Genomic DNA, 22,530 nt, shown 5'->3' with positions numbered 1-22,530 from the left:
CATGACGGAACACTTTGGCGGCCACGAAGCATGGGCTGCTGCCCTGCGCGCCCACGGCCGCCGGGTGACCAAACAGCGGCTGGCAGTGCTGGCCGCCGTCGAACACCACCCCCACTCCCCGGCCGAGAGCATCCTGGCCGCCGCGCGCACGGAACTCCCGGAGCTGACGGCCCAGTCCGTCTACGTGGTCCTGGGCGACCTGACCGACCTTCACATGCTGCGCCGCTTTGAGCCTCCCCACTCGCCCGCGCTGTACGAGACCCGCGTGGGCGACAACCACCACCACGCGATCTGCATCAGCTGCGGCCGCGTCGAGGACGTGGAGTGCGCCGTCGGGCATGCGCCCTGCCTCACCCCGCACTGGGATGAGAACGCCAAGCCCATGACCATCCAGATCGCCGATGTCATGTATCAGGGCATCTGCCAGGACTGCCAGCAGTCCCAACAACTTCCTTCTGAACGTCCCTCACAAAATAGAGAAATAGGAGAAAAATGACTGCCATTTCAACCACCCAGTCAGGTGCGCCCGTTACGTCCGACGCGCACTCGAAGTCAGTTGGTGCCGACGGTGCCATCATCCTGACCGACCACTACCTGGTGGAAAAGCTCGCCCAGTTCAACCGCGAGCGGGTGCCGGAGCGCGTAGTGCACGCCAAGGGCGGCGGCGCATTCGGTACGTTCAAGGCCACCGAGGACATCTCCCGGTACACCAAGGCCGCGTTCCTGCAGCCCGGTGCCGAGACCGAGATGCTGATCCGCTTCTCCTCCGTCGCCGGCGAGAACGGCTCCCCGGACACCTGGCGCGACCCCCGCGGGTTCGCCGTGAAGTTCTACACCTCCGAGGGCAACTACGACCTCGTGGGCAACAACACCCCTGTCTTCTTCATCCGCGACGGCATCAAGTTCCCGGACTTCATCCACTCGCAGAAGCGCCTCCCGGGCACCCACCTGCGCGACGCTGACATGCAGTGGGACTTCTGGACCCTGTCCCCCGAATCCGCACACCAGGTCACCTGGCTCATGGGCGACCGCGGCCTGCCCGCTTCCTGGCGTGAAATGCAGGGCTACGGCTCGCACACCTACCAGTGGATCAACGCCGCCGGCGAGCGTTTCTGGGTCAAGTACCACTTCAAGTCCAACCAGGGCGTAAACACCATCACCGGCGACGAAGCAGCCGAGCTGGCCGGCTCGGACGCGGACTTCTACATCCGCGACCTGTCCGAAAACATCGCCGCCGGCAACTTCCCGTCCTGGGACCTGCACGTCCAGGTCATGCCGTATGAGGACGCCAAGACCTACCGGTTCAACCCGTTCGACCTCACCAAGGTCTGGCCGCACTCCGACTACCCGCTGATCAAGGTGGGCACCATGGAGCTGAACAAGAACCCGGAGAACTACTTCGCGCAGATCGAACAGGCCACCTTCGCGCCGTCGAACTTCGTGCCGGGCATCGCCGCGTCCCCGGACAAGATGCTGCAGGCCCGCATCTTCTCGTACGCCGACGCTCACCGCTACCGCGTGGGCACCAACCACGCCCAGATCCCGGTGAACCAGCCCAAGAACCAGGTCAACAACTACAGCCAGGACGGCTCCGGACGCTACCTGTTCAACGCCCCCACCGTCCCGGTCTACGCCCCCAACTCCGTGGGCGGACCGGCTGCAGTTGAGCCGGCTGTTGCCGGCGGCGGCTGGGAGAACGACGGCGAACTGACCCTCTCCGCGCACACCCTGCACGCCGAGGACAGCGACTTCGGCCAGGCCGGCACCCTGTACCGCGAGGTCTACGACGACGCCGCCAAGGCCCGCTTCCTGGACACCATCACCGGTGCCGTGGGCGGCGTGAAGAGCGCCGACATCAAGGAACGCGCCATCCAGTACTGGACCAACGTCGACGCCGAACTCGGCGCCAAGCTGCGAGCCAACCTGGGTGCGGCTGCTGCCGACTCCTCGGACGCCGAGGCTGCCAACAAGATCGGCTAATTGGCAATTGCATCAACGGTTGGCCCTGGGCCACCGGAAGAACACCCCGCCGCGGACACTCCGCGGCGGGGTGTCCTGCGTTGGGGCCGCTTTTCTCCCGCGCTTTCCACATAGGGGATGCCGGCTCTGGCTGGAGCCGGCCGCCGTCCCTAGGATCACTGCATGAGTACATTCCAAGGCATCCCCGCTGGGGCATTCGAGTTTTATGCCGAACTTGAGGACAACAACAACCGGGAGTGGTGGCTGGAGCACAAGGACAGCTACAACGCCCTGGTCAGGGATCCTGTCACGGCGCTGCTGGCCGAGCTTGAACCGCGGTTCGGGCCGGGCAAGGTCTTCCGGCCCAACCGGGACATCAGGTTTTCCCAGGACAAATCTCCGTACAAGACCGCCCAGGGCGGCTTCGCGGCCACCCAGGAGGGCGTCGGCTACTACGTGCAGGTGAGCGCTGACGGGTTGTTGGTGGGCGGCGGCTGCCACACCAGCACGCCGGCCCAGTTGGTCCGGTTCCGGAACTCCGTTGATGCCTCAAGCACCGGCGAAGCACTCCGGCAGATCGTTGATTCCGTAGCGGCCGCCGGCTTTGCGGTGGAGGGCGAAAAGCTGAAGACCGTGCCCCGCGGGTTCGACAAGGACCACCCGCGGGCGGAGTTGCTGAAGCACAAGTCGCTGTCCGCCCGCGTTGAGCTGGGCGAGCCGGACTGGGTGCACAGCCCGGAAGCGGCCGGGAAGATCTCCGGGATGTGGGACCAGCTGCGGCCGCTGGTGGAGTGGGTGGGCCGGCACGCCTCACCCTGAGGGTCGTTGCGGAAGCCGGTCCGGCTGTGCCGATCGGTCAGGCCGAGGATTCCTGCGCCACCGCTGCGAGCCGGGTTTCCAGGTTGTTGAAGAAGACGGTGAGCATCAGTTCAAAGGCCTTCGTGGCGGCTTCCTGCTGGTTCATCACGACAAAGTCGAACTGCAGGCCGTAGAAGGTGGACGTGAAGAGCCGGGCATCGGTGTCCGCGAATTCTTCAGGGATGCCCTGCACCATCAGCCAGTCCCGGGTTTTGTGGTGGAGCATGCGGAAGTGTTCCTGGGAGGTTCCGCGCGGATCGGCGGCCACGATGTCCTGCGCAGTGGCCTCGAACTCGAGGCGGGCCAGGTGCCGGTTCCGCTGGGCCATGGTCCACTGCCAGGACTCCAGCAGGTACGTTCTCCAGGCTTCCCGGTCGGTGTCGTGCACGTCTGCGCCGCGCATGCTGTCCAGCCGTGACTCGATGGACCGGATGATCTCGTTGACCAGCTGCTCGCGGCTGCCGAAATGGTACACAAGCACGTACGCGCTGATGCCCAGGCCTTCCGCCAGGCTGCGGAACGTCAGTTCCGCCAGCGTCTTGTCCATCAGGTAGTCCAGGATCGCGGAGAGCAGCTCTGCCTTGCGTTCGGGTTTTGCGGGGCGGGCCATGGATCCATCCTAAGTACTGGCCGCCGGCTCCTGCGGCCCCAGCTCGATGTTGTAGGAACGGATGTGCGTGAGCTGTCCGCCGGTGAAGTCGTAGATGTCGCAGGACGCCACCCTGCTGAGGCTGCCGTCTGCGGCACGGTACCCGGCTACGCTGTCGATCACCACGCTGGCCGGACCGGCAATCACCTTGAACTGCTCGAAGCTGGTCTCGCCTTCACGGAGCTCCGCGGCTACCGAGGTGCAGGCATCCACAACGGCCTGTTTCCCGGCCAGGACGGCCTCTCCCACCAGCTCCCAAACAACGTTTTCACTCAGGTAGGGCGTTGCGTCTTCAAAGCGGTGGCCCGAAATGGCCCGGGCTATTTCCTCGATCGACAGGTCCACGCTGGCCTCCCTTGTGCTGGAAACATGGTCAGCGGCCCCTGCGCGGCCAGGGGGGCCGTCTGATCATTGAACTCCAAATCCGGCCAGCCCGCCATGCCGGAAACTGCTTGGAAAACACGAAACCGCCCGCCGACGTGTGTTGTGTCGGCGGGCGGTTTCATCCGATGCGGGTACCAGGCACCATGTCCTGGTTGTCTCAGGCGCGGCTGAACTCGTCCTCGTCGTTGGAGGATTTCGGAGCGGTTGCGTCCGAGGGTCCGTTGACCGCTTCCTTGGCCTCGGTAAAACGCTCGTTGAGGCGCGAGTGGCGCTGGCCGTAGGCGAAGTAGATGGCGAGTCCGATCACCAGCCAGATGGCGAAGAAGATCCAGGTTTCCACAGCCAGGTTGGTCATCAGGTAGAGGCACAGCACAGCGGAAACCACCGGAAGGACCTTGCCGAACGGCACCCGGAAGGAGGGCTTGAGGTCGGGGCGCTTCTTGCGCAGCACCAGGATGCCCAGGCTCACCATCACAAACGCCGACAGCGTGCCGATGTTGATCATTTCCTCCAGCAGGTCCACGTTGGTGAGCCCGGCGACGAGTGCAACGGCGGCGCCGCAGATCACCTGGAGGCGGGCCGGCGTCGAACGCTTTTCACTGGTCTTGGACAGGGCACGCGGCAGCAGGCCGTCGCGGCTCATGGCCAGGACCACGCGGGACAGGCCCATCAGGAGCACCATGATCACCGTGGTCAGGCCGATGAGGGAGCCGAAGGCGATGACCTTCGCCGCGGTGGTGTCGCCCACGGCTTCGAAGGCGGTGGTCAGCGTGGGGTTCTTGGCTTCAGCCAGGTCGGTGTAGGACACCATGCCCGTCAGCGCGAGGGACACCAGGATGTAGAGGAGCGTGACGACGGCGAGGCCGCCAAAGATGCCGCGCGGCAGGGTCTTCTGCGGGTTCTTCACTTCCTCGGCGGACGTGGCCACCACGTCGAAGCCGATGAAGGCGAAGAACACCAGGGCCGCGCCGGCGAAGATGCCCAGCGTGCCGTACTGTGCGGGGGCAGCCCCTGTGAGGAAGCCGAAGAAGGACTGCTTGAGCACGTCGGCGGTGCCGCTGGCGCCAGTGGGCTCGGCTGCGGGAACGAACGGGCTGTAGTTCTCGAACTTGACGTAGGTGAAGCCCACCACGATCACAAACAGGACCACGGCGATCTTGATCAGCGTGAAGATGTTGCCCACCCGGGCGGAGAGCTTGGTTCCGAGGACCAGCAGCACCGTGAAGATCGCAACGATCAGGAAGGCTCCCCAGTACAGGTCCACCCCGCCGAGGGACACGGCAGCCGGAACGTCCGCACCCATCAGCGCGAACACCTTGCTGAGGTAGATGCCCCAGTACTTGGCGATCACGGCGGCGGCGGTGAAGAGCTCCAGGATCAGGTTCCAGCCGATGATCCAGGCCAGCAGTTCACCCATCGTGGCGTACGTGAAGACGTAGGCCGAACCGGCGACGGGGATGGCGGTGGCAAACTCGGCGTAGCACATGATGGCCAGCGCGCACGTGACGGCGGCGATGGCGAAGGAGACGGTCACGGCGGGTCCGGCAAAGTTGGCTGCGGCCTTGGCTCCGACGGAGAAGATACCGGCCCCGACAGCGACGGCGACGCCCATGATCATCAGGTCCCAGGTGCTGAGGGACCGTTTGAGCTTGCGTCCGGGTTCATCGGCGTCGGCCATTGACTGCTCGATTGATTTGGTCCGGAGGAGGTTCATAAGAGATCCACAATCCTGATAGGGGATGGAAACAGACTTATCAACTTTACTGTCCATCCACTGGACTCCTCCACTTGTTCCGTATCGTGAGACGCCCGGGATGCCGAAGTTAATTGCGGGAAACACCTCGAGGCCCTCCGTTTTGGAGGGCCTCGAGGGTAAAACATCGAACTGCCTAGACCGGCCAATCCATCAGGGTGGACCGGATGAGGAAGCGCTTCCCCTCCGGCGACTCCACCGAGAACCCGCTGCCGCGGCCCGGAACAACGTCCACCGTCAGGTGCGTATGGCTCCAGTAGCTGAACTGTTCACGGGACATCCAGAATTCCAGCGGGTGACCGTTCCCGGGGCCGCCGGGAGGGTCGGACGTTACGCCGCCGCCCGTCCCGGCACCGGAGAGGTCGAACAGGCCCAGCAGCACGTCCGAGTCGCCGGTGATGAACTCGCCGGCGGGATAGCACATCGGTGAGGAGCCGTCGCAGCAGCCGCCGGACTGATGGAACATCAGCGGCCCGTGCTGGCGCCACAGTTTCCGCAGCAGCTCCACGGCGTCGGCGGTGAGCGCCACCCGGGAGAAGTCCTCCCCGGGCAGCGTCACTGCGGCGTCGAGCCTGTCCTGGGGCATCAGAACCTCAGGACCACACGGCCGTCGATCTTGGCGTGCTTCATTTCGTCAAGGACGGCGTTGACTTCCCCGAGCTCCCGCACCGAAACGGTGGGGTGGATCTTGCCCTGGGCGTAGAAATCCAGCGCCTCCTCCAGGTCCTGCCGGGTCCCCACGATCGAACCGCGGACGGTCAGGCCCTTGAGCACAATCTCGAAGATGGGCGCCGGAAAGTCGCCCGGCGGCAGCCCATTGAACACAATCGTCCCGCCGCGGCGGGCCATGCCGATCGCCTGTCCAAAAGCTGACGGGTGCACTGCGGTGACCAGGACTCCATGGCAACCTCCGGTTTCACGCTGGATGACTTCGACTGGATCTTCGTGCAGGGCGTTGACGGTCACTTCGGCGCCGTGGGCCTTCGCCAGGGCGAGCTTGTCGTCCGCGATGTCCACGGCCGCAACCCGCAGGCCCATGGCCACCGCGTACTGGACGGCGATGTGCCCCAGGCCGCCGATGCCGGAGATGGTGACCCACTGTCCCGGCTTGGCCTCGGTCATTTTGAGGCCCTTGTAGACCGTGACGCCGGCGCACAGCACGGGCGCCACCTCCACGGGGTCCGAGCCTGCCGGGATCCTGGCCGCAAAGCGGGTGTCCACCAGCATGTACTCGCCGAAGGATCCGTCCACGCTGTATCCGGCGTTCTTCTGCACCTCGCACAGTGTTTCCCACCCGGTGCGGCAGTACTGGCAGTCGCCACAGGCGGACCAGAGCCACGCGTTCCCCACGAGGTCGCCAACGGCGAGGTCAGTGACGCCCTCGCCGAGGGCCACCACTTCACCCACGCCTTCGTGGCCGGGTACAAACGGCGGCGACGGCTTGACCGGCCAGTCACCCTCCGCGGCGTGGAGGTCGGTGTGGCAGACGCCGGTGGTGAGCACCTTGACCAGCGCTTCCCCCGGCCCCGGGGTGGGGATGGCGATGTTCTGGATCTGGAGATCCTTGCCGAATTCGGTTACTACTGCTGCTTGCATTGTCGTCGTCATTGGCGAAATCCTTGCGTTGTTGTAGCGATGGTAAAACGTGGGACGCAGACCGGGCTTAGAAGAAGCCCAGCTTGTTCTCGTTGTAGCTGACCAGGAGGTTCTTGGTCTGCTGGTAGTGGTCCAGCATCATGGAGTGGTTTTCACGCCCGATGCCTGAGGACTTGTAGCCGCCGAACGCGGCGCCGGCCGGGTAGGCGTGGTAGTTGTTGACCCAGACGCGGCCTGCCTGGATTTCGCGCCCGGCGCGGTACGCAACGTTGCCGTTGCGGGACCAGACGCCGGCTCCGAGGCCGTAGAGGGTGTCGTTGGCGATTTCCATCGCGTCGTCATAGTCGCTGAAGCGGGCGACCGAAACCACCGGGCCGAAGATCTCCTCCTGGAAGATCCGCATCTTGTTGTGGCCCTCGAAAACGGTGGGCTGGACGTAGTAGCCGCCGGCGAGGTCGCCGGGCAGCTCCGCCCGGGCACCGCCGGCGAGCACCTTGGCACCCTCCTGCTTTCCGATGTCGATGTAGGAGAGGATCTTTTCGAGCTGGTCGTTGGAGGCCTGGGCGCCCACCTGGGTTTCGGTGTCCAGCGGGTTGCCCTGGATCATCTTCTCCACCCGGGCCACGGCGTCGGACATAAACGAGTCGTAGATGTCTTCCTGGACCAGGGCACGGGACGGGCACGTGCAGACCTCGCCCTGGTTGAAGGCGAACAGCGCGAAGCCTTCCTGGGCCTTGTCGTAAAAAGCGTCATTGGATTCCGCAACATCGTTGAAGAAGATGTTGGGGCTCTTGCCGCCCAGTTCCAGCGTGACCGGGATCAGGTTCTGGCTGGCGTACTGGCTGATGAGCCGGCCGGTGGTGGTTTCGCCGGTGAAGGCGATCTTGCGGATCCGCGGGCTGGAGGCGAGCGGCTTGCCCGCCTCCACGCCGAAGCCGTTGACGATGTTCAGCACACCGGCCGGGAGAAGGTCGCCGATGAGTTCGATCAGGACCAGGATGGACGACGGCGTCTGCTCGGCCGGCTTGAGGACCACGCAGTTGCCGGCGGCGAGGGCCGGGGCGAGCTTCCAGACGGCCATCAGGATGGGGAAGTTCCAGGGGATGATCTGGCCCACGACGCCGAGGGGCTCGTGGTAGTGGTAGGCCGTGGTGTCGTCGTCGAGCTGGGACAGCCGGCCTTCCTGGGCGCGGACGGCGGAGGCGAAGTAGCGGAAGTGGTCCGCGGCGAGGGGGATGTCCGCGTTCAGGGTCTCGCGGATGGGTTTGCCGTTGTCCCAGGATTCGGCGACGGCGAGCATCTCGGTGTTTTCGTCGATCCGGTCGGCGATCTTGTTCAGGATGGCGGCGCGCTCGGCGACGGAGGTCTTGCCCCAGGACGGTGCGATCTTGTGTGCGGCGTCCAGTGCCAGTTCGATGTCCTCTGCCGTGCCCCGTGCAACCTCGCAGAAGACCTTGCCTGTGACGGGGGTGATGTTTTCGAAGTACTGGCCTTTGACGGGGGCAACCCACTCGCCGCCGATCCAGTTCTCGTAACGGTCCTTGAATGTGACCTTCGAACCGTCGGTACCGGGCTGTGCGTAAACAGTCATTGCTAGCTCCTTTGCTGTGCATGGGGCGGGCCTTGATACTGGGGCCGCCGTTGGTTTCAGCGTAGGAGTGTGGAGGTTGCAGTCAGGTTGCGCGGTCGTGAGCCAGCTCACAGCTGCCGGGGTCCCTGGCCGAGCTTGCGAGGTTAGGGGGCAGGTGGGGACAGCAAAGGTTGCAAAGGCGTTTAGGCGCTGAGTTCGGCTTCCAGCCGTTCGAGGTCGGCGACGACGGCGGCGCGCTTGGGCGAGCGCGGCGGCAGCAGCTTCAGCGCGGCAGTCCGGACGTCGACGTCGTCCCTCGCCTCTGGCAGGGCCGCGTACTTGAGCAGCGTCTCGGCGCTGCCGTCGGTGAGCACCGCTTCGCGCATCAGCGAGGACACCCTGTCGCGGAGGTCGATGATGCCCGGCGCCTCGGACCGCGGCAGCACCGCGCCGCGGTAGATTTCCAGCGCGATGCGGTGCGCGCCGCGCTGGAGGCAGCTGAGCACCTGGCCGCTGTCCGGGACCAGGTCCATGCTGAGCTTGTACGGCCGGGATTCGGGCACCGCGGCAGGGTTGAGCTGCTGCAGGATCTTGCGCAGCCGGACCATCTCGGCGCGCAGGGTCATGGTGGACCCGTCGCCCGGGTAGAGCAGGACGCTGAGCTCCTCGGCGCTCAGCCCGTCCGGGTGGGTGCTGAGCAGGGCGAGGATTTCGCTGTGCCGGGCGGACAGGGCCACGGTTTTGCCTTCGATGCTGAGCAACGCCTGGTCGCGGCCCAGGAGCTGCAGGCTGTTGCGGTACAGGCTGCCTTCCTTCGCGCCGCCCACTCCCCCGGCCCGCGCCGAACCTGCCCTGGCCGCGGAACTGCCGCTCCGCCGTCGGGCCGGCCTGCTGGCCAGGGCTGCCGCCAGCTGGAGCCGTTCAACGCGCAACTGCGCCTGCGCGGCAGCCACCGTTGCTTCGACGAGGGACAGCGTGTGGGGCGCCACCGCCGAGGCCTTGCCCGTAATGTCCACAACGCCCAGCAGCGCGCCGGAATCCGGATCGTGGAACGGCACCGCGGTGCAGCTCCAGGGGTGCACGGACCGCTGGTAGTGTTCGGCTCCGGAAATCTGGATGCCGCGGCCCAGTGCCAGGGCAGTTCCGGGTGCACTGGTGCCCACGGTGGCCTCTGACCAGTCCGCACCGGCCACGAACATCATGCCTTCCGCGCGGCGCTGCAGGGCCGGGTCACCTTCCACCCAGAGCAGCCGGCCCACCTCGTCGCCCACCGCTACCAGGAGGCCGCTGTCGTGGCTGGGCTGGACCAGGAGCTTGTGGATCACGGGCATGATGCTGGCGAGCGGGTGCTGCCGGCGGTATTCCTCGAGTTCGTCCGTGTCCAGGGCCAGCGGCGCTTCGGGGTTGTCCGGGTTGGCTTTGAGCCGGGCGGAACGCTGCCAGGACTCGCGGATCAGCTTGCGCAGGCCGGGGATTTCCTCTGCGCCCGGGAAGCCGGCGCCGGGGAAGTCGGCACCGGGACCCGCGAGGTGGATCACGCCGTCGAGCCGTTCATGTCCCGCCAGGGCACTGCGCTGGATCAGCCCCTCGGAGTCGCTACCGGGAGCCGCCGGGTGGATCAGGTTCCTCATCGAACTCCCGCTTGCGCTCAGCCTGCAGGCGCGGCGCATTGCCGACAGCCTTGGTGTGGCCCCAAGTGTAGCCCCGTTGACACACACCCGCCTAGGGCCGGCAGGCAGGGCCGGATCCCGGGGCATGATCCCCGGGGCCGGATCCCGGGGCATGGCGGACTACTCGCGGGAGATGCTGATCATTTCCTCGCGCGGAACCACCTTGATGCGTTCGCGGACGACGCCGTTGGTTCCGTCAGTGCCTGTCCACGCCGCGCCCAGGGCTGCTTCGTGGGCGTCGAGCTTGTTCCAGCCTTCCCACGTGGTGTACTCGATGCCGCGCTCCTCCAGCAGGTGGATGATCGCCTGCGGATCCGGATTCTGAGCCGGCGGCAGGGTAAGGCGGTCCTCGAGCAGGAAGCCGATGGTCTCCAGGGCGTCGCCCTTGGTGTGCCCGATCAGGCCGACAGGGCCGCGCTTGATCCAGCCGGTGGTGTAGATGCCCGGCACAGGGTTGCCTTCGGCGTCCAGCACGCGGCCGCCTTCGTTGGGGACCACGCCGCGCCTGGCGTCGTACTCGAGTTCGTCCAGCGCCGAGCCGTGGTAGCCGATGGCGCGGTAGACGGCCTGGACGGGGTAGTCCACCATTTCCCCGGTCCCCTTGACGTTGCCGGTGCCGTCCAGCTGCATGCGCTCGAACTTGATGCCGGCCACCTTTCCGGCCCCGCCGTTGTCGGCGTCCTCGTAGATCTCCACGGGGCTGTGCAGGAAGTGCAGGTGCAGGCGGCGGGAGGAGGGCTCTTCCGCTTCGGCGTGCTCCTCGACGAGCCAGTTGGTGAGGGTGTTCACCATGGTCTTGATCTGGTTGTTGCTGCGGATCGCGTCGTCGGAGGCTTCGTCGAACTCGAAGTCCTCGGGGTACAGGACGATGTCCACGTCCTTCATGTGGCTCAGTTCGCGCAGCTCCAGCGGGGTGAACTTCACCTGGGCCGGGCCGCGGCGGCCGAACACGTGGACGTCGGTGACCGGGGAGTTTTTCAGGCCCTGGTAGACGTTGTCCGGGATTTCGGTGGTGAGCAGTTCATCGGCGTGCTTGACCAGCATCCGGGCAACGTCGAGGGCCACGTTGCCGTTGCCGATCACGGCGATTTCTTTGGCGTCCAGCGGCCATTCGCGCGGAACGTCGGGGTGGCCGTCGTACCAGGAGACGAAGTCCGCGCCGCCGAACGAGCCCTCGAGTTCGATGCCGGGGATATCCAGCTGGGCGTCCTTAATGGCTCCGGTGGAGAAGATCACGGCGTCATAGAAGGCGCGGAAGTCGTGCAGCGTGAGGTCCCGGCCGTAGGTAACGTTGCCCAGGAACCGGATGTCGCCGCGGTCCAGGACCTTGTGCAGGGCATTGACGATGCCCTTGATGCGCGGGTGGTCCGGGGCCACGCCGTAGCGGATCAGGCCATACGGCGCGGGGTAGGCCTCGAACAGGTCGATGCTGACTTCAAAGTCGCCGCCCTTGACCTCATTGGACTTGGTGAGGATGTCCGCGGCGTAGACCCCCGCCGGTCCGGCGCCCACAATGGCGACGCGGAGGGGACGTTTGGAGCTGGTTTCGCCTGGGTTGGACACCGGGAGCCCTTCTGGAAGCAGGATATTGCGCCGGAGGCACAGTGCAGCAGCGCGCACAGTGCAGGAAGCGCACAATGCCCCATTCTAAATGTCTGCGGGGCCGGACGGGGTAACCCGTGACGCAGGACTCAGCCGCTTTTCCGCAGCGGAACAATGTCCCCTTCGCGGTACAGCAGCGCGCGCAGCTCGGACTCCGCCGAGTCCACCCGCCTGGGATCAATCGTTTCACCGGCGGCGAAGTGGTCCAGCAGCCGCGGATCCACGTAGCTCTTGCGCGCGATCGACGGCGTGTTCCCCAGCACGGCGGACGCGTCCTGCATGGCTGCGCTGATGGCCTGCTTCCGGGCGCCAACGGTTTTCTGCGGGCCGCTGCGGGCCAGGCTGACCGCGGCGGCGACGGTGCCGCGCAGGGTGCGGAAGTCCTTGGCGGTGAAGTCCGAGCCCGTACGCTCCTTGACGTAGCTGTTGATGTCGGCGCTGGTGACCGGGTGCCAGCTGCGGCCATCCTTGAACGCCAGCAGCCGGGCGTTCCCGCCGCGCCGCTTGAGCGTGCGCACCAGGGCGGCGAGGTCGGCGTCGTGGATTTCCGATTCCCAGTCCTTGCCGCTCTTGGCCGGGAACTTCAACTCCAGGCATTCCTTCCGCACGTGGACGTGGGCGCACAGGAGCGTGGCCAGGCCGTGGCTGCCGTTCTCGTTGGTGTACCGTTCGGAGCCCACCCGGAGGGATCCGCTGTCCAGCATCCTGAACGCCGCCGCCAGGACACGTTCGCGGCTGTGACCATCGCTGCGCAGGTCCAGGGTGACCAGGCGCCGGGCAGTGGGCAGTGACTCCGCCAGCTGCAGGGCACGGTCGAACTTGACCCGGTCCTTCCGCTCCCGCCATTCGGGGTGGTAGATGTACTGCCGCCGGCCCACGGCGTCGAGCCCCGTTGCCTGGATGTGCCCGTTGTCGAAGGGTGCGATCCACACATCGGTCCAGGCCGGCGGGATGCCGATGCTTTCCAGCCGGTCCCGGATGGGGCCGGGCGGCAGCGTGGAGCCGTCCAGGTCCCGGTAGCTGAAGCCTGTTCCTGCGGCCACCCGGCGGTAGCCGCGGCCGGAGGCGTTGCTGCGGCGGAGCCTCACGCGGCGTCCTCCGCCAGGTTCATCCTTGTCATAAAAGCAAGCATACTGACTAGTTGCTGGAATACCTGTCCAGCAACTGGTGTTACTGGTTAGGTGCCTACTCCCGACGGATCCGTCTCTTCCCCCAGCGTCCCCGCGATGCCAGCCCGCCAAACCCGGTCCAGCCCGGGTGTGCCGGCTCCCGGGCTCAAGGCAGTGGACAAGGAGACGACGGCGGGAATCGCCTTCGGCATCGGCGCTTACGGCCTGTGGGGGCTGCTCCCGCTGTACTTCTTTGCACTGCAGCCGGCCGGAGCGGTGGAAATTGTGGCCAACCGGGTGGTCTGGTCGCTGATCTTTTGCACGCTGCTCATCACTGTCACCCGCTCGTGGCGGTCCCTCGCGGGCGCTTTCCGCGACCGTTCGGTCTTCGCCACCCTGGCCATCGCCGCCGTCCTCATCGCCATCAACTGGCTGACCTACACCTACGGCGTGACCACAGGGCAGGCCGTCGAAGCCTCGCTGGGCTACTTCATCAACCCGCTCGTGTCCGTCCTGCTCGGCGTGTTCGTCCTGAAGGAGAGGCTGCGTCCGCTCCAGTGGGCCGCCGTCGGGATCGGTTTTGTGGCCGTGGGCGTGCTGACGGTGTCCTACGGCAAACTCCCGTGGATTGCGCTGACGCTGGCCGTGAGCTTTGGCCTGTACGGGTTTGTGAAGAAGCGCGTGGGTCCGAAGGTCGACGCCGTCACCAGCCTCAGCGTGGAGACGATGGTGCTGGCGCCGGTGGCTGCAGCCACCATGGTGTGGCTGGGCGTGACTGGCGTTGCCACCCTGGCCAGCGAGGGTCCGGGACACTTCTGGCTCCTGCTGGCCTCCGGCGTGATCACCGCGGTGCCGCTGCTGTTCTTCGGGGCCTCGGCACGCCGGCTGCCGATGACCACCATCGGGCTGCTGCAGTATTTCGCGCCTGTGCTCCAGTTCGTCGTGGCGCTGGTGGTGTTCCGGGAGGCCATGACGCTGGACCGCTGGATCGGCTTCGGCGTGGTGTGGCTGGCGCTGCTGGTGCTCACCGTGGACATGCTCCGCACCGCCCGCAAAAACTCCGTGGCGAGGAAGCGGGCCCGCACCGCATAAGACACGCGCGAACGAACACTTGAGGCCCCACCCCCACGCGCGAACGAACACTTGAGGCCCTGGAAACGGAAGTTTCCAGGGCCTCAAGTGTTCGTTCGCGCCGTTGCGAGGGGACGCTAACTCTGTGGGGGGCTGCGTCCTAGGCGTTGGCCTTGATCGCGGCGGCCAGGACGTCCAGGCCGTCGTTCAGCAGCTCGTCGGTGATGACCAGCGGGGGCAGCAAGCGGATTACGTTGCCGTAGGTGCCGCAGGTCAGGATGATGACACCCTCCTTGAGGCAGGCAGCCGCCACGGCCTTGGTCAGCTCCGGGTTGGGTTCCTTGGAACCGGACTGGACCAGTTCGATGGCCAGCATGGCGCCGCGGCCGCGGATGTCGCCGATCACGGCAGTCCCGGCGGAGGCCAGCTCAGCCTGGAGTTCCCGCAGGCGTCCCGTGGCCAGGGTCTCGATGTGGCGGGCGCGTCCGGCGAGGTTGTATTCCTCCATGGAGCCGATGGCAGCCAGCGCGGCAGCGCACGCAACCGGGTTGCCGCCGTAGGTGCCGCCGAGGCCGCCCGGGTGGACGGCGTCGAGCAGGTCCGCGCGGCCGGTGATCGCGGACAGCGGCATGCCGCCGGCGATTCCCTTGGCCATGGTCAGGATGTCGGGGACAACACCTTCGTGGTTCACGGCGAACCATTCGCCGGTACGGCAGAAACCGGACTGGACCTCGTCGGCGATGAACACGATGCCCTTTTCCTTGGCCCAGTCGGCGAGGGCCGGCAGGAAGCCTTCGGCGGGAACGATGAAGCCGCCCTCGCCCTGGATGGGCTCGATGATGATCGCGGCAACCTGGTCGCCGCCGATCTGCTTCTCAATCATGGTGATGGCGCGCTTGGCGGCCTCGGCACCGGTGATCGAGGGGTTCTCCTCGCGGTACGGGTAGCTCATGGGCATGCGGTAGACCTCGGGCGCGAACGGGCCGAAGTTGGTCTTGTACGGCATGGCCTTTGCGGTCAGCGCCATGGTCAGGTTGGTGCGGCCGTGGTAGGCGTGGTCAAAGGCGACGACGGCGTCCCGGCCGGTTGCGAGGCGGGCCACCTTCACGGCGTTCTCCACTGCCTCGGCGCCGGAGTTGAACAGCACCGTGCGCTTTTCGTGGTCGCCCGGGGTCAGGCGGTTGAGCTGCTCGGCGAGGGCCACGTAGCTTTCGTACGGGGTGACCATGAAGCAGGTGTGGGTGAAGTGCTCAACGGCTTCCTTCACGGCACCGACGACGGCGGGATCGGACGCGCCGACGCTGGTCACCGCGATGCCCGAGCCGAGGTCGATGAAGGAGTTGCCGTCGACGTCGTGGATGATGCCGCCGTCGGCGTCCGCCACGTAGACGGGGACGCTGGAGGCGACGCCGGCAGCAACAACTGCCTTGCGGCGTTCGGTCAGGGCCACGGACTTGGGGCCCGGGAAGTCGGCCTGGACACGGCGCTTCTGCTCCAGGCGGAAGGTGAGTTCACTTGCGGTGGTGGTCATGGGAGGGCCTTTCTTGAAAGCTGGGGATGAGGCGTGAAGGTCGGGAGGCCGGGTTATGCGTCGAGTGCGGACATGACGTGCTTGATGCGCGTGTAGTCCTCGACGCCGTACATGGAGAGGTCCTTGCCGTAGCCGGACTGCTTGAAGCCGCCGTGGGGCATTTCGGCGGTGAGGAGAATATGGGTGTTGATCCACACGGCACCGAAGTCCAGGTCGCGGCTCAGGCGCATGGCCGTGCCGTGGTCGGAGGTCCACACGCTGGAAGCCAGGGCGTATTCGACGTCGTTCGCCAGCTCCACTGCCTCTTCCTCGGTGCTGAACTTCTGCACCGTGATGACCGGGCCGAAGGTTTCCTTCTGCACGATGTCGTCCGTCTGCTTGGCGCCGGTGACGATGGTGGGTTCGAAGAAGAAGCCCTTGTCGCCGGCGCGGTGGCCGCCGGTGACAATCTTGCAGTTCTCCGGGAGGTGCTCCACCACCGACGTCACGGCGTTGAAGTGGTTCACGTTGTTCAGCGGGCCGAAGTAGTTGTCTTCATCGTTCTGCGAGCCGGTGTGCAGCGTTCGGGTGTGCTCCACCATGGCCGCCACAACGTCGTCGTGGACCGAGTCTTCAACCAGCACCCGGGTGATGGCGGTGCAGTCCTGGCCGGCGTTGAAGAAGGCGAACTCGGCGATGGCCGCGGCGCTCTTTTTGATGTCGGCGTCCTTGAAGACGATGGCCGGGGCCTTGCCGCCGAGTTCCAGGTGGGCGCGCTTGAGGCCCTTCGCCGCTCCGGACGCGACGGCGATGCCGGCCCGGACCGAGCCGGTGATGGAGACCAGGCCGGGGACCTTGTGCTCCACCATCATGGCGCCGGTTTCGCCGGTTCCGAGGACAACGTTCAGCACGCCGGCGGGGAAAATTTCCCCTGCCAGGCGGGCCAGCACCAGGGTGGATTCGGGGGTGGTGTCGGAGGGCTTGAGGACCACGGTGTTGCCGGCGGCCAGGGCGGGGCCGATTTTCCAGATGGCCATCAGGAAGGGGTAGTTCCAGGGCGCAACCTGGGCGACGACGCCGATGGGTTCGCGGCGTACGTAGGAGGTGTGGCCCTCGAAGTACTCTCCGGCGGACTTGCCTTCAAGGATGCGGGCGGCCCCGGCGAAGAAGCGGAGCTGGTCGGCGCCGGCGGCAACTTCCTCGGACGCGATCAGGCTGCGCACCTGGCCGGTGTTGCGGTGCTGGGCTTCGACGAGCTCGTCGCTGTTGGCCTCGACGGCGTCGGCGAGCTTAAGCAGCATCAGCTGGCGCTGGCCGGGGGTGACGTGCTTCCAGGTCTTGAACGCATCCTTGGCGGCTGTCATGGCCGCATCAACGTCGGCCTGGACGGAGATGGGCGACTGGGCCACAACCTCGCCGTTGGTGGGATTGACGATGTCCAGCAGGCCGGTGCCGGCGGGCGTGACGAACTCACCGTTGATGAAGTTCTGCAAGGTTTGAACCACGGTGTGCAACCTCTTTCATAGGGATCATCAGCTGCGAAGCGGATGGATGCGACTGCTTTGAGCCTATGCCAGCGCCCCTAGCCAGGGAATAGCCACCTGCACACCTTTGACAAACATGTTTAGTGCGGTTGCCCAGCGCGCGGTTATCCTTTAAACCATGGCCATTTCCCTCGCTGCACTCCTTGGCGTGAACTCCCTGAACCTGTCCAAGGCAGGCCTCGCCGAGACCACCTGGCACCAGGACATCAACTGGGTCGCCGTGACGGAACTGGAGGATCCGCAGCGGTTCATCAACGGCGGCGAACTGGTGCTCACCACCGGGCTGCGCCTGAAGTCCGCGCCGGAGCAGCGCCGGTTTGTCCGCCAGGTCCAGCGCGCCGGCGCGGTGGGGATCGGCTTCGGCATCGGCCTCTCGCACGACGCCGTCCCGCCGGCCATGATCGCTGAAGCCAACCGCTGGGGCCTGCCCATGGTGGAAGTCCCGTACGAGACGCCGTTCATCGCCATCGGCAAGCTGGTGGCGGACGCCCAGTCCGCGGACCACTACTCCAAGCTGGAGCGGCTGATCGCCGGGCACCAGGTCCTGGCCCGGGCGCTCCTGACCGGCGGCGGCCTGGCGGAACTGCTGAAGCACCTGGGAGGAATGCTCCGGACCGACATCGCCCTCACCCAGTTCACGGCGCAGCTCTACAGCAGCAGCAAGGACCACCCCTCCGCGGACACCTGGGCCTCCTACCCGATCCCCACCGGCCGCCGCGATGCCTGCACCCTCTGGGTCCGCCAGCCGTTCGAGGATTCGGGCATCATCGGCTACGCCCAGAACCTGATCAGCGTGGAGCTGAACAACATGGTCAAGCAGCGCCAGGCCCAGCGCGCCCTCTGCGGCCAGGTGCTGGAGGACGTCATCCACGGCGCCCTCGAGACCAGCGAGGCCCAGCGCCGCCTCGCAGGCGTGGGCCTGAACAGCACCCGCAAGAACGTGGTGCTGCTGGCGGTATCCGCCGCCCACCACAAGGCCCTGGTGAGCACCTCCGTGCCGCAGCCGCTGGAGAACGCGGTGGCCGCCGTCGTCGGGAAGGACCTGGTGGTGGTGATTAACGACGACGGCGGCACGGCACCTGCGCTGGCACGGAAACTCAGCGACCACCTGGCTGAGGCCGGCATCCACGCGACCATCGGCATCGGCGGCGCGTACACCAAGCCCAATGGCCTGCGCTGGAGCTACTTCGAGGCCCGCGATGCCGCCAGCCACGGCCTGCCGGTGAACGAACCGGAACGGCTGAGCCTGACCTCGCTCCTGCTGGCGAGCGAGGATGTCCCGCTGGCGGACATGGCCAACGAATCCCTCAATCCGCTGCGGGCCTTCGACTCCGCCCACGGAGCCGAACTGATGACCACGCTGGAAAGCTACCTGGGCAACAACGGTTCCGTGGCCGCCGTCGCCGAAGCCCTGACCCTGCACCGGAACACCGTCCGCTACCGCCTGGCGCAGATCACCGAGCTGACCGGCTACGACCCCTCGGTCACGGCAGACCGGGTGCAGCTGTGGCTGGCCCTTGCCGTCGCGCGGCTCGGTGGCCGGCAGGGCAGGTAGGGCAGGCTGGCTTAAAGCACCCCGGCCTTCAGGCGCTTCTTCGACTTCTTCCAGGCCTTCACGTACTTCGCCTCGGCTTCGGCCGCGAGCTGTACTTGCCGGGTCTGGAGCGTGATGTAGGCCGAGGCGATAGGTTCGGGCACACCCGCGACGGCGCCGAACTCCGCCAGCAGGTCCCGGGCGATGACACCGTCGTGGAAATCGCCCAGTGCCTGCTGCAGCCGGTGCGCAGCCTTCGCGGCCTTCACCGCACGCTTGCCGTGGACCGGCACCATCGATTCCGCCACGTGCCGCACCTTCTTGGCATCCTTGCGGACCTGGTGCAGGGCGGATTCGTGCGGAGCGCCCCGCCGCGCATTCTTCGCGGCGCGGTGAGACAGGCGCAGCCGCTTGGCGGCCTTGCCCACCAGCTTGCCCGCCACCTTCCGGGCCGGAGCATCCGCCTCCGGCCTGGCGGGGGGCTGGTCGCGGAAGCGTTCCAGGTCGTCCAGCAGCCGGTAGTACCGCTCGGACAGCAGGGTGCCCTGGACTTTCCGGTAGGCCGCGTCCAGGGTGTCCCCGAGTTCCTTCTCCAGCTGGGCCTTCACGGCGGTCGCGGCCGGGCCGGGTTCAAGGTCGTCGATGTGGCCGCGGAGCCGGTCCAGCATGACTTCGGCGTCACGCGGTTCCCCGAGGATCTGGCCGAGCCATTTGAGTTCATCGCACAGCCGCCGGACCGCCACGGCACTGTACAGCTGCCGGTAGGCCGAGAGCACCGAACGTGCCCGGCGCGTGGCCGAGCGCATCTCGTGAACGGCTTCCGGTTCCTCCAGGCGGACGCCCGGATCGCGCGCCAGGATCTCCTGGATCTGCGCACCGAGGTATGCCGTGACGACGGCGGTCGCAGGCGATTTCCTGCCGGCTCCCGCAACCGCCGGGGCGGCCCGGTCATGGGGACTCGGGTCCGGACCGCCGGCGAGCGCCCGCGCCAGTTTGGATGCGAATTCGGCGGGGCTGGCTCCGGCGGCGGCCAGGGCGTCGTCGGCTGCGGGGAAGAGTTCGGGGCTGCCGTGGACGAGTTCAAGCTCCCATTCGCGCCACCGCTGCGTCGTGCCGGAGTCCCCCGCGGTTCCGAGCAGGTCCGCACTCACCCGGTCATCCGCAAGGTCCGCCAGGTGTACGCCGTCTTCGGCATACAACGGGTAGGTGGTCCGCCGGGTCTCCAGCCTGACCACCGGCGCCACGTCGTCACCGCGCAGGTAGGCACGCAGATGGGCCAGCAGCCTGTCAGGCACGACGTCGGCCTGGCCCAGTGGCTCGTGCAGCTCACGCCGCTGCTGGGGTGCTGACCCGGCGGCCGCGTCGGATGCGCCGGGCACGGCTTCCGCCGGGAGTTTCAGGTGCCATCCGGCGTCAGCGTCGCCGGTGCGCCGGCGCAGGGTCATCCGCCGGGAAGCCAGGGTATGCCGGCCGGTGTCGAAGTACACGGCATCCAGCGTTGCCGTCCGCGGCTCCCCCACCCGCGCCACTCCCGGCACACCGGTCAGCGACGGCACTTCGGCCGCCTCGCCGACGTCGTACTTCTTTTCGATTTCGACTCCCTGGGAAACCACTGCGCGCCGTCCTTCCACATCACTTCGCTGCGGCGCATCCGGACCGTGCTGTCCGGACATGCCGTGGCCACGAGTCTATGGCCCCGACGTTAACGGCCGGGAGAGGTTGGCCACAAAACCATAGACATCAAACGTCTAACGTCTAACCTTGTATGATGACCACCGCCGCCTCAGCCCCAGCTGCCCTGGACGTCCCACCCAAGCCGCGCACCGCCGTCGTGCTGGGTGTCATTGCACTGGTGCTGATCGGCCTGAACCTCCGCGCCGGGATCACCGGGGCGTCGGCATTGCTGCACGACCTGCAAATGGTGCTGGGCTACGGGCCGCTGGTGGCGTCGATCATTCCCTCGATTCCCACCCTCTGTTTTGCCGTGGCGGGCGCAGGCACGTCCTGGCTCACCGGCCGGCTGGGCGTGGAGAAGTCCATCCTCCTGGCGCTGGCGATGCTGGCGGGCGGGCTGATGCTCCGCGGCATCCCGGCCACGGGCGCGCTGGTGGCCGGCACTGTGGTGGGGATGTCCGGGCTGGCGGTCTGCAACGTGGCCATGCCGTCCTTCATCCGCGAGCACTTCGCCCACAAAACGTCGCTGATGACCGCGCTCTATACGGTGACCATGACCACCGGAGCCACCGTCACCGCCGTCGCAGTGGTCCCGCTTGCCCAGGCCCTCGGCTCGCCTTCTGCCGCCGTCGGGGCGATCGGGATCATGGCCGTGGCCGCGTTCCTGGGCTTCCTCCCCGTGGCGCTGCACGCCCACCGCAACAGCGTCCGCGCCAAGGCCGGGCACGTTTCGCCGTGGCCGCTGCTGCGCACCCGCAAGGGCCTGCTCCTGACCGCCATCTTCACCCTGCAGGCCCTGCTCGCCTACGCGCTGCTGAGCTGGTTCCCGTACATGCTGACCACCATGGGGCTCAGCGCCTCGGCGAGCGGGCTGATGTACGGGCTGATGCAGCTGGTGTCCGTGCCGGCCGGGATGGTGCTGATCGCCATCGGCTCCCGCCCGCGGATGCTGCGCCCGGCCTTCTACCTGGCCAGCGTCACCATGGCGGCGGGTGTGGCGCTGCTGCTGTTCCTGCCGGTTTCGCTGGCGGTGGTCCCGGCGGTCCTGCTGGGCTTCGGCCTGGGCATTTTCCCGCTGGTGATGGTGATGATCAGCCGCAGCGGCGAGAGCACCGCGGAGACCACGGCCCTGTCCACCCTGGCCCAGTCCACCGGCTACCTGCTGGCCACGGCCGGGCCGTTCGGCACCGGCCTGCTGCACAGCGCCACCGGCGGCTGGACACTCCCGCTCGCCATCCTGCTGGGCCTCGCCCTGGTCCAGATCGTTGTTGCGCACCTGATCAGCGGCCGCCCGTCAATGACCGGCCGCCCGGCCGCCAAGAAGAAGTAGGCCACGATGACCCTGAGCACCTCGCACCGCCAGCCCCTGGCTGACGAAATCACCGCCAAGCTGCGGGCCATGATCCATTCGGGCGAGTGGCCGCTGCAGCAGCGGATTCCGTCCGAGCCCGAGCTGATGGCCAAGCTCGGCGTCTCCCGCGGCACGCTCCGTGAGGCGGTCAAGGCCCTGGCCCACAGCGGCATGCTGGAGGTCCGCCGCGGGGACGGCACCTACGTCCGGGCCACCAGCGAGATGTCCGGCGCTGCGCGGCGCATGTACCAGGACCACACCGGGGAGCACATCCTGGAGGTCCGGGTGGGGCTGGACACCCAGGCCGCCCGCCTCGCCGCCCGGCACGCAACGGACGACGACGTCACGGCCCTGCGTGCCCTGCTCGCCGAGCGCGATGAGGCCTGGCATGCGGCCGACTACGCGGCGTGGGCCCGCGCCGACTGGGGTTTCCACGAGCGCGTGGCCCAGGCATCCCGGAACCCGCTGCTGCACGAGCTGTACGTCAGCTTCGGCGACGTCTTCCACGATGACCTCCTGAAGCAGCAGCGCCGCGCCGGCTTTGACGGCCTCCCCCACGAGGGCCACGACACCCTCGTGGATGCCATCGAGGCGCGCGACGGCGACGCCGCCGTGGCCAGTGTCAACCGGAACCTGAACTCCTGCGCGGAGTGGCTGGGCGCGTAGCCGTATTGCGGGGTTTCGCCGCACTCCAAT

General features: G+C 67.0%; 19 protein-coding genes. 7 read left to right on the top strand and 12 right to left on the bottom strand.

The window, feature by feature from the left end; genetic code table 11:
• Position 1: 1 nt before the first annotated feature.
• The 3 genes from J2X42_RS00275 to J2X42_RS00265 all read left to right on the top strand — a co-directional run bounded on the left by J2X42_RS00275 (position 2) and on the right by J2X42_RS00265 (position 2,778).
• Positions 2-496, top strand: a complete 495-nt coding sequence (locus J2X42_RS00275) for a Fur family transcriptional regulator (protein WP_310161009.1) — start codon at positions 2-4, stop codon at positions 494-496.
• On the top strand, positions 493-1,980 hold the full coding sequence (locus J2X42_RS00270) for a catalase (protein ID WP_310161008.1): 1,488 nt from the start codon (positions 493-495) through the stop codon (positions 1,978-1,980). Before J2X42_RS00275 ends, J2X42_RS00270 begins: the two co-directional genes overlap by 4 nt.
• 162 nt (positions 1,981-2,142) lie before the next feature.
• A complete protein-coding gene (locus J2X42_RS00265) occupies positions 2,143-2,778 on the top strand; it encodes a DUF2461 domain-containing protein (protein ID WP_310161006.1) in 636 nt (211 codons plus the stop codon).
• 37 nt (positions 2,779-2,815) lie between these two features.
• Here J2X42_RS00265 and J2X42_RS00260 read toward each other — a convergent pair whose 3' ends face one another.
• The 9 genes from J2X42_RS00260 to J2X42_RS00220 form a co-directional block, all read right to left on the bottom strand.
• Positions 2,816-3,427, bottom strand: a complete 612-nt coding sequence (locus J2X42_RS00260) for a TetR/AcrR family transcriptional regulator (RefSeq protein WP_310161003.1) — start codon at positions 3,425-3,427, stop codon at positions 2,816-2,818.
• Positions 3,428-3,436: 9 nt separating this feature from the next.
• A complete protein-coding gene (locus J2X42_RS00255; protein ID WP_310161001.1) occupies positions 3,437-3,811 on the bottom strand; it encodes a nuclear transport factor 2 family protein in 375 nt (124 codons plus the stop codon).
• Positions 3,812-4,007: 196 nt separating this feature from the next.
• Positions 4,008-5,564: an amino acid permease gene (locus J2X42_RS00250; protein WP_310160999.1), complete on the bottom strand. Its 1,557-nt coding sequence runs from the start codon at positions 5,562-5,564 to the stop codon at positions 4,008-4,010.
• A 175-nt stretch (positions 5,565-5,739) separates the two neighbouring features.
• On the bottom strand, positions 5,740-6,189 hold the full coding sequence (locus J2X42_RS00245) for a DUF779 domain-containing protein (protein ID WP_310160997.1): 450 nt from the start codon (positions 6,187-6,189) through the stop codon (positions 5,740-5,742).
• Positions 6,189-7,211, bottom strand: coding sequence for an alcohol dehydrogenase AdhP (adhP, locus tag J2X42_RS00240; RefSeq protein ID WP_310160996.1), 1,023 nt, complete (start codon positions 7,209-7,211; stop codon positions 6,189-6,191). The genes J2X42_RS00245 and adhP overlap by 1 nt, the downstream gene beginning before the upstream one ends.
• A 55-nt stretch (positions 7,212-7,266) precedes the next feature.
• Complete coding sequence (locus J2X42_RS00235; protein WP_310160994.1) at positions 7,267-8,790, bottom strand: aldehyde dehydrogenase family protein; 1,524 nt, start codon at positions 8,788-8,790, stop codon at positions 7,267-7,269.
• A 182-nt stretch (positions 8,791-8,972) separates the two neighbouring features.
• Entirely contained in the window at positions 8,973-10,400 is a 1,428-nt protein-coding gene (locus tag J2X42_RS00230; RefSeq protein WP_310160992.1) for a GAF domain-containing protein, read from the bottom strand.
• A 159-nt stretch (positions 10,401-10,559) separates the two neighbouring features.
• Complete coding sequence (locus J2X42_RS00225) at positions 10,560-12,002, bottom strand: FAD-dependent oxidoreductase (protein WP_310160991.1); 1,443 nt, start codon at positions 12,000-12,002, stop codon at positions 10,560-10,562.
• 128 nt (positions 12,003-12,130) lie between these two features.
• On the bottom strand, positions 12,131-13,129 hold the full coding sequence (locus J2X42_RS00220; protein WP_310160989.1) for a DNA topoisomerase IB: 999 nt from the start codon (positions 13,127-13,129) through the stop codon (positions 12,131-12,133).
• A gap of 138 nt (positions 13,130-13,267) precedes the next feature.
• Between J2X42_RS00220 and rarD the strand changes: the two genes are divergently transcribed.
• Complete coding sequence (gene rarD, locus J2X42_RS00215; protein ID WP_310160986.1) at positions 13,268-14,242, top strand: EamA family transporter RarD; 975 nt, start codon at positions 13,268-13,270, stop codon at positions 14,240-14,242.
• A 139-nt stretch (positions 14,243-14,381) separates the two neighbouring features.
• Here rarD and gabT read toward each other — a convergent pair whose 3' ends face one another.
• Together gabT and J2X42_RS00205 are read right to left on the bottom strand one after the other, a co-directional pair.
• The gene (gene gabT / locus J2X42_RS00210; protein ID WP_310160985.1) at positions 14,382-15,752 is read right to left on the bottom strand and encodes a 4-aminobutyrate--2-oxoglutarate transaminase; all 1,371 of its coding nucleotides are present in this window, start codon (positions 15,750-15,752) and stop codon (positions 14,382-14,384) included.
• Positions 15,753-15,805: 53 nt separating this feature from the next.
• Complete coding sequence (locus J2X42_RS00205; RefSeq protein WP_310160982.1) at positions 15,806-17,236, bottom strand: gamma-aminobutyraldehyde dehydrogenase; 1,431 nt, start codon at positions 17,234-17,236, stop codon at positions 15,806-15,808.
• A gap of 157 nt (positions 17,237-17,393) precedes the next feature.
• On the opposite strand from J2X42_RS00205, the gene J2X42_RS00200 reads away from it, so the two are divergent.
• Positions 17,394-18,830: a PucR family transcriptional regulator ligand-binding domain-containing protein gene (locus J2X42_RS00200; RefSeq protein WP_310160979.1), complete on the top strand. Its 1,437-nt coding sequence runs from the start codon at positions 17,394-17,396 to the stop codon at positions 18,828-18,830.
• Between the two features lie 11 nt (positions 18,831-18,841).
• Here J2X42_RS00200 and J2X42_RS00195 read toward each other — a convergent pair whose 3' ends face one another.
• Positions 18,842-20,422, bottom strand: coding sequence for a CYTH and CHAD domain-containing protein (locus J2X42_RS00195; protein WP_310160978.1), 1,581 nt, complete (start codon positions 20,420-20,422; stop codon positions 18,842-18,844).
• Between the two features lie 155 nt (positions 20,423-20,577).
• Between J2X42_RS00195 and J2X42_RS00190 the strand changes: the two genes are divergently transcribed.
• A complete protein-coding gene (locus J2X42_RS00190) occupies positions 20,578-21,813 on the top strand; it encodes an MFS transporter (protein WP_396133994.1) in 1,236 nt (411 codons plus the stop codon).
• 6 nt (positions 21,814-21,819) lie between these two features.
• Positions 21,820-22,500: a FadR/GntR family transcriptional regulator gene (locus J2X42_RS00185; RefSeq protein ID WP_310160974.1), complete on the top strand. Its 681-nt coding sequence runs from the start codon at positions 21,820-21,822 to the stop codon at positions 22,498-22,500.
• Positions 22,501-22,530: the final 30 nt, after the last annotated feature.

The organism is Arthrobacter sp. BE255, from assembly GCF_031457335.1.
GTDB lineage: Bacteria > Actinomycetota > Actinomycetes > Actinomycetales > Micrococcaceae > Arthrobacter.
The sequence above is the reverse complement of the archived record's forward strand: the minus strand, read 5'-3'. Positions and strand labels throughout refer to the sequence as shown.

Coding starts and splice junctions, on each gene's coding strand:
- J2X42_RS00270 (WP_310161008.1), top strand. CDS start 493: ATGACTGCCATTTCAACCACCCAGTCAGGTGCGCCCGTTACGTCCGAC.
- J2X42_RS00245 (WP_310160997.1), bottom strand. CDS start 6,189: ATGCCCCAGGACAGGCTCGACGCCGCAGTGACGCTGCCCGGGGAGGAC.
- J2X42_RS00200 (WP_310160979.1), top strand. CDS start 17,394: ATGGCCATTTCCCTCGCTGCACTCCTTGGCGTGAACTCCCTGAACCTG.
- J2X42_RS00185 (WP_310160974.1), top strand. CDS start 21,820: ATGACCCTGAGCACCTCGCACCGCCAGCCCCTGGCTGACGAAATCACC.
- J2X42_RS00265 (WP_310161006.1), top strand. CDS start 2,143: ATGAGTACATTCCAAGGCATCCCCGCTGGGGCATTCGAGTTTTATGCC.
- J2X42_RS00230 (WP_310160992.1), bottom strand. CDS start 10,400: ATGAGGAACCTGATCCACCCGGCGGCTCCCGGTAGCGACTCCGAGGGG.
- gabT (WP_310160985.1), bottom strand. CDS start 15,752: ATGACCACCACCGCAAGTGAACTCACCTTCCGCCTGGAGCAGAAGCGC.
- J2X42_RS00260 (WP_310161003.1), bottom strand. CDS start 3,427: ATGGCCCGCCCCGCAAAACCCGAACGCAAGGCAGAGCTGCTCTCCGCG.
- J2X42_RS00235 (WP_310160994.1), bottom strand. CDS start 8,790: ATGACTGTTTACGCACAGCCCGGTACCGACGGTTCGAAGGTCACATTC.
- J2X42_RS00190 (WP_396133994.1), top strand. CDS start 20,578: ATGACCACCGCCGCCTCAGCCCCAGCTGCCCTGGACGTCCCACCCAAG.
- adhP (WP_310160996.1), bottom strand. CDS start 7,211: ATGACGACGACAATGCAAGCAGCAGTAGTAACCGAATTCGGCAAGGAT.
- J2X42_RS00275 (WP_310161009.1), top strand. CDS start 2: ATGACGGAACACTTTGGCGGCCACGAAGCATGGGCTGCTGCCCTGCGC.
- rarD (WP_310160986.1), top strand. CDS start 13,268: ATGCCAGCCCGCCAAACCCGGTCCAGCCCGGGTGTGCCGGCTCCCGGG.
- J2X42_RS00250 (WP_310160999.1), bottom strand. CDS start 5,564: ATGAACCTCCTCCGGACCAAATCAATCGAGCAGTCAATGGCCGACGCC.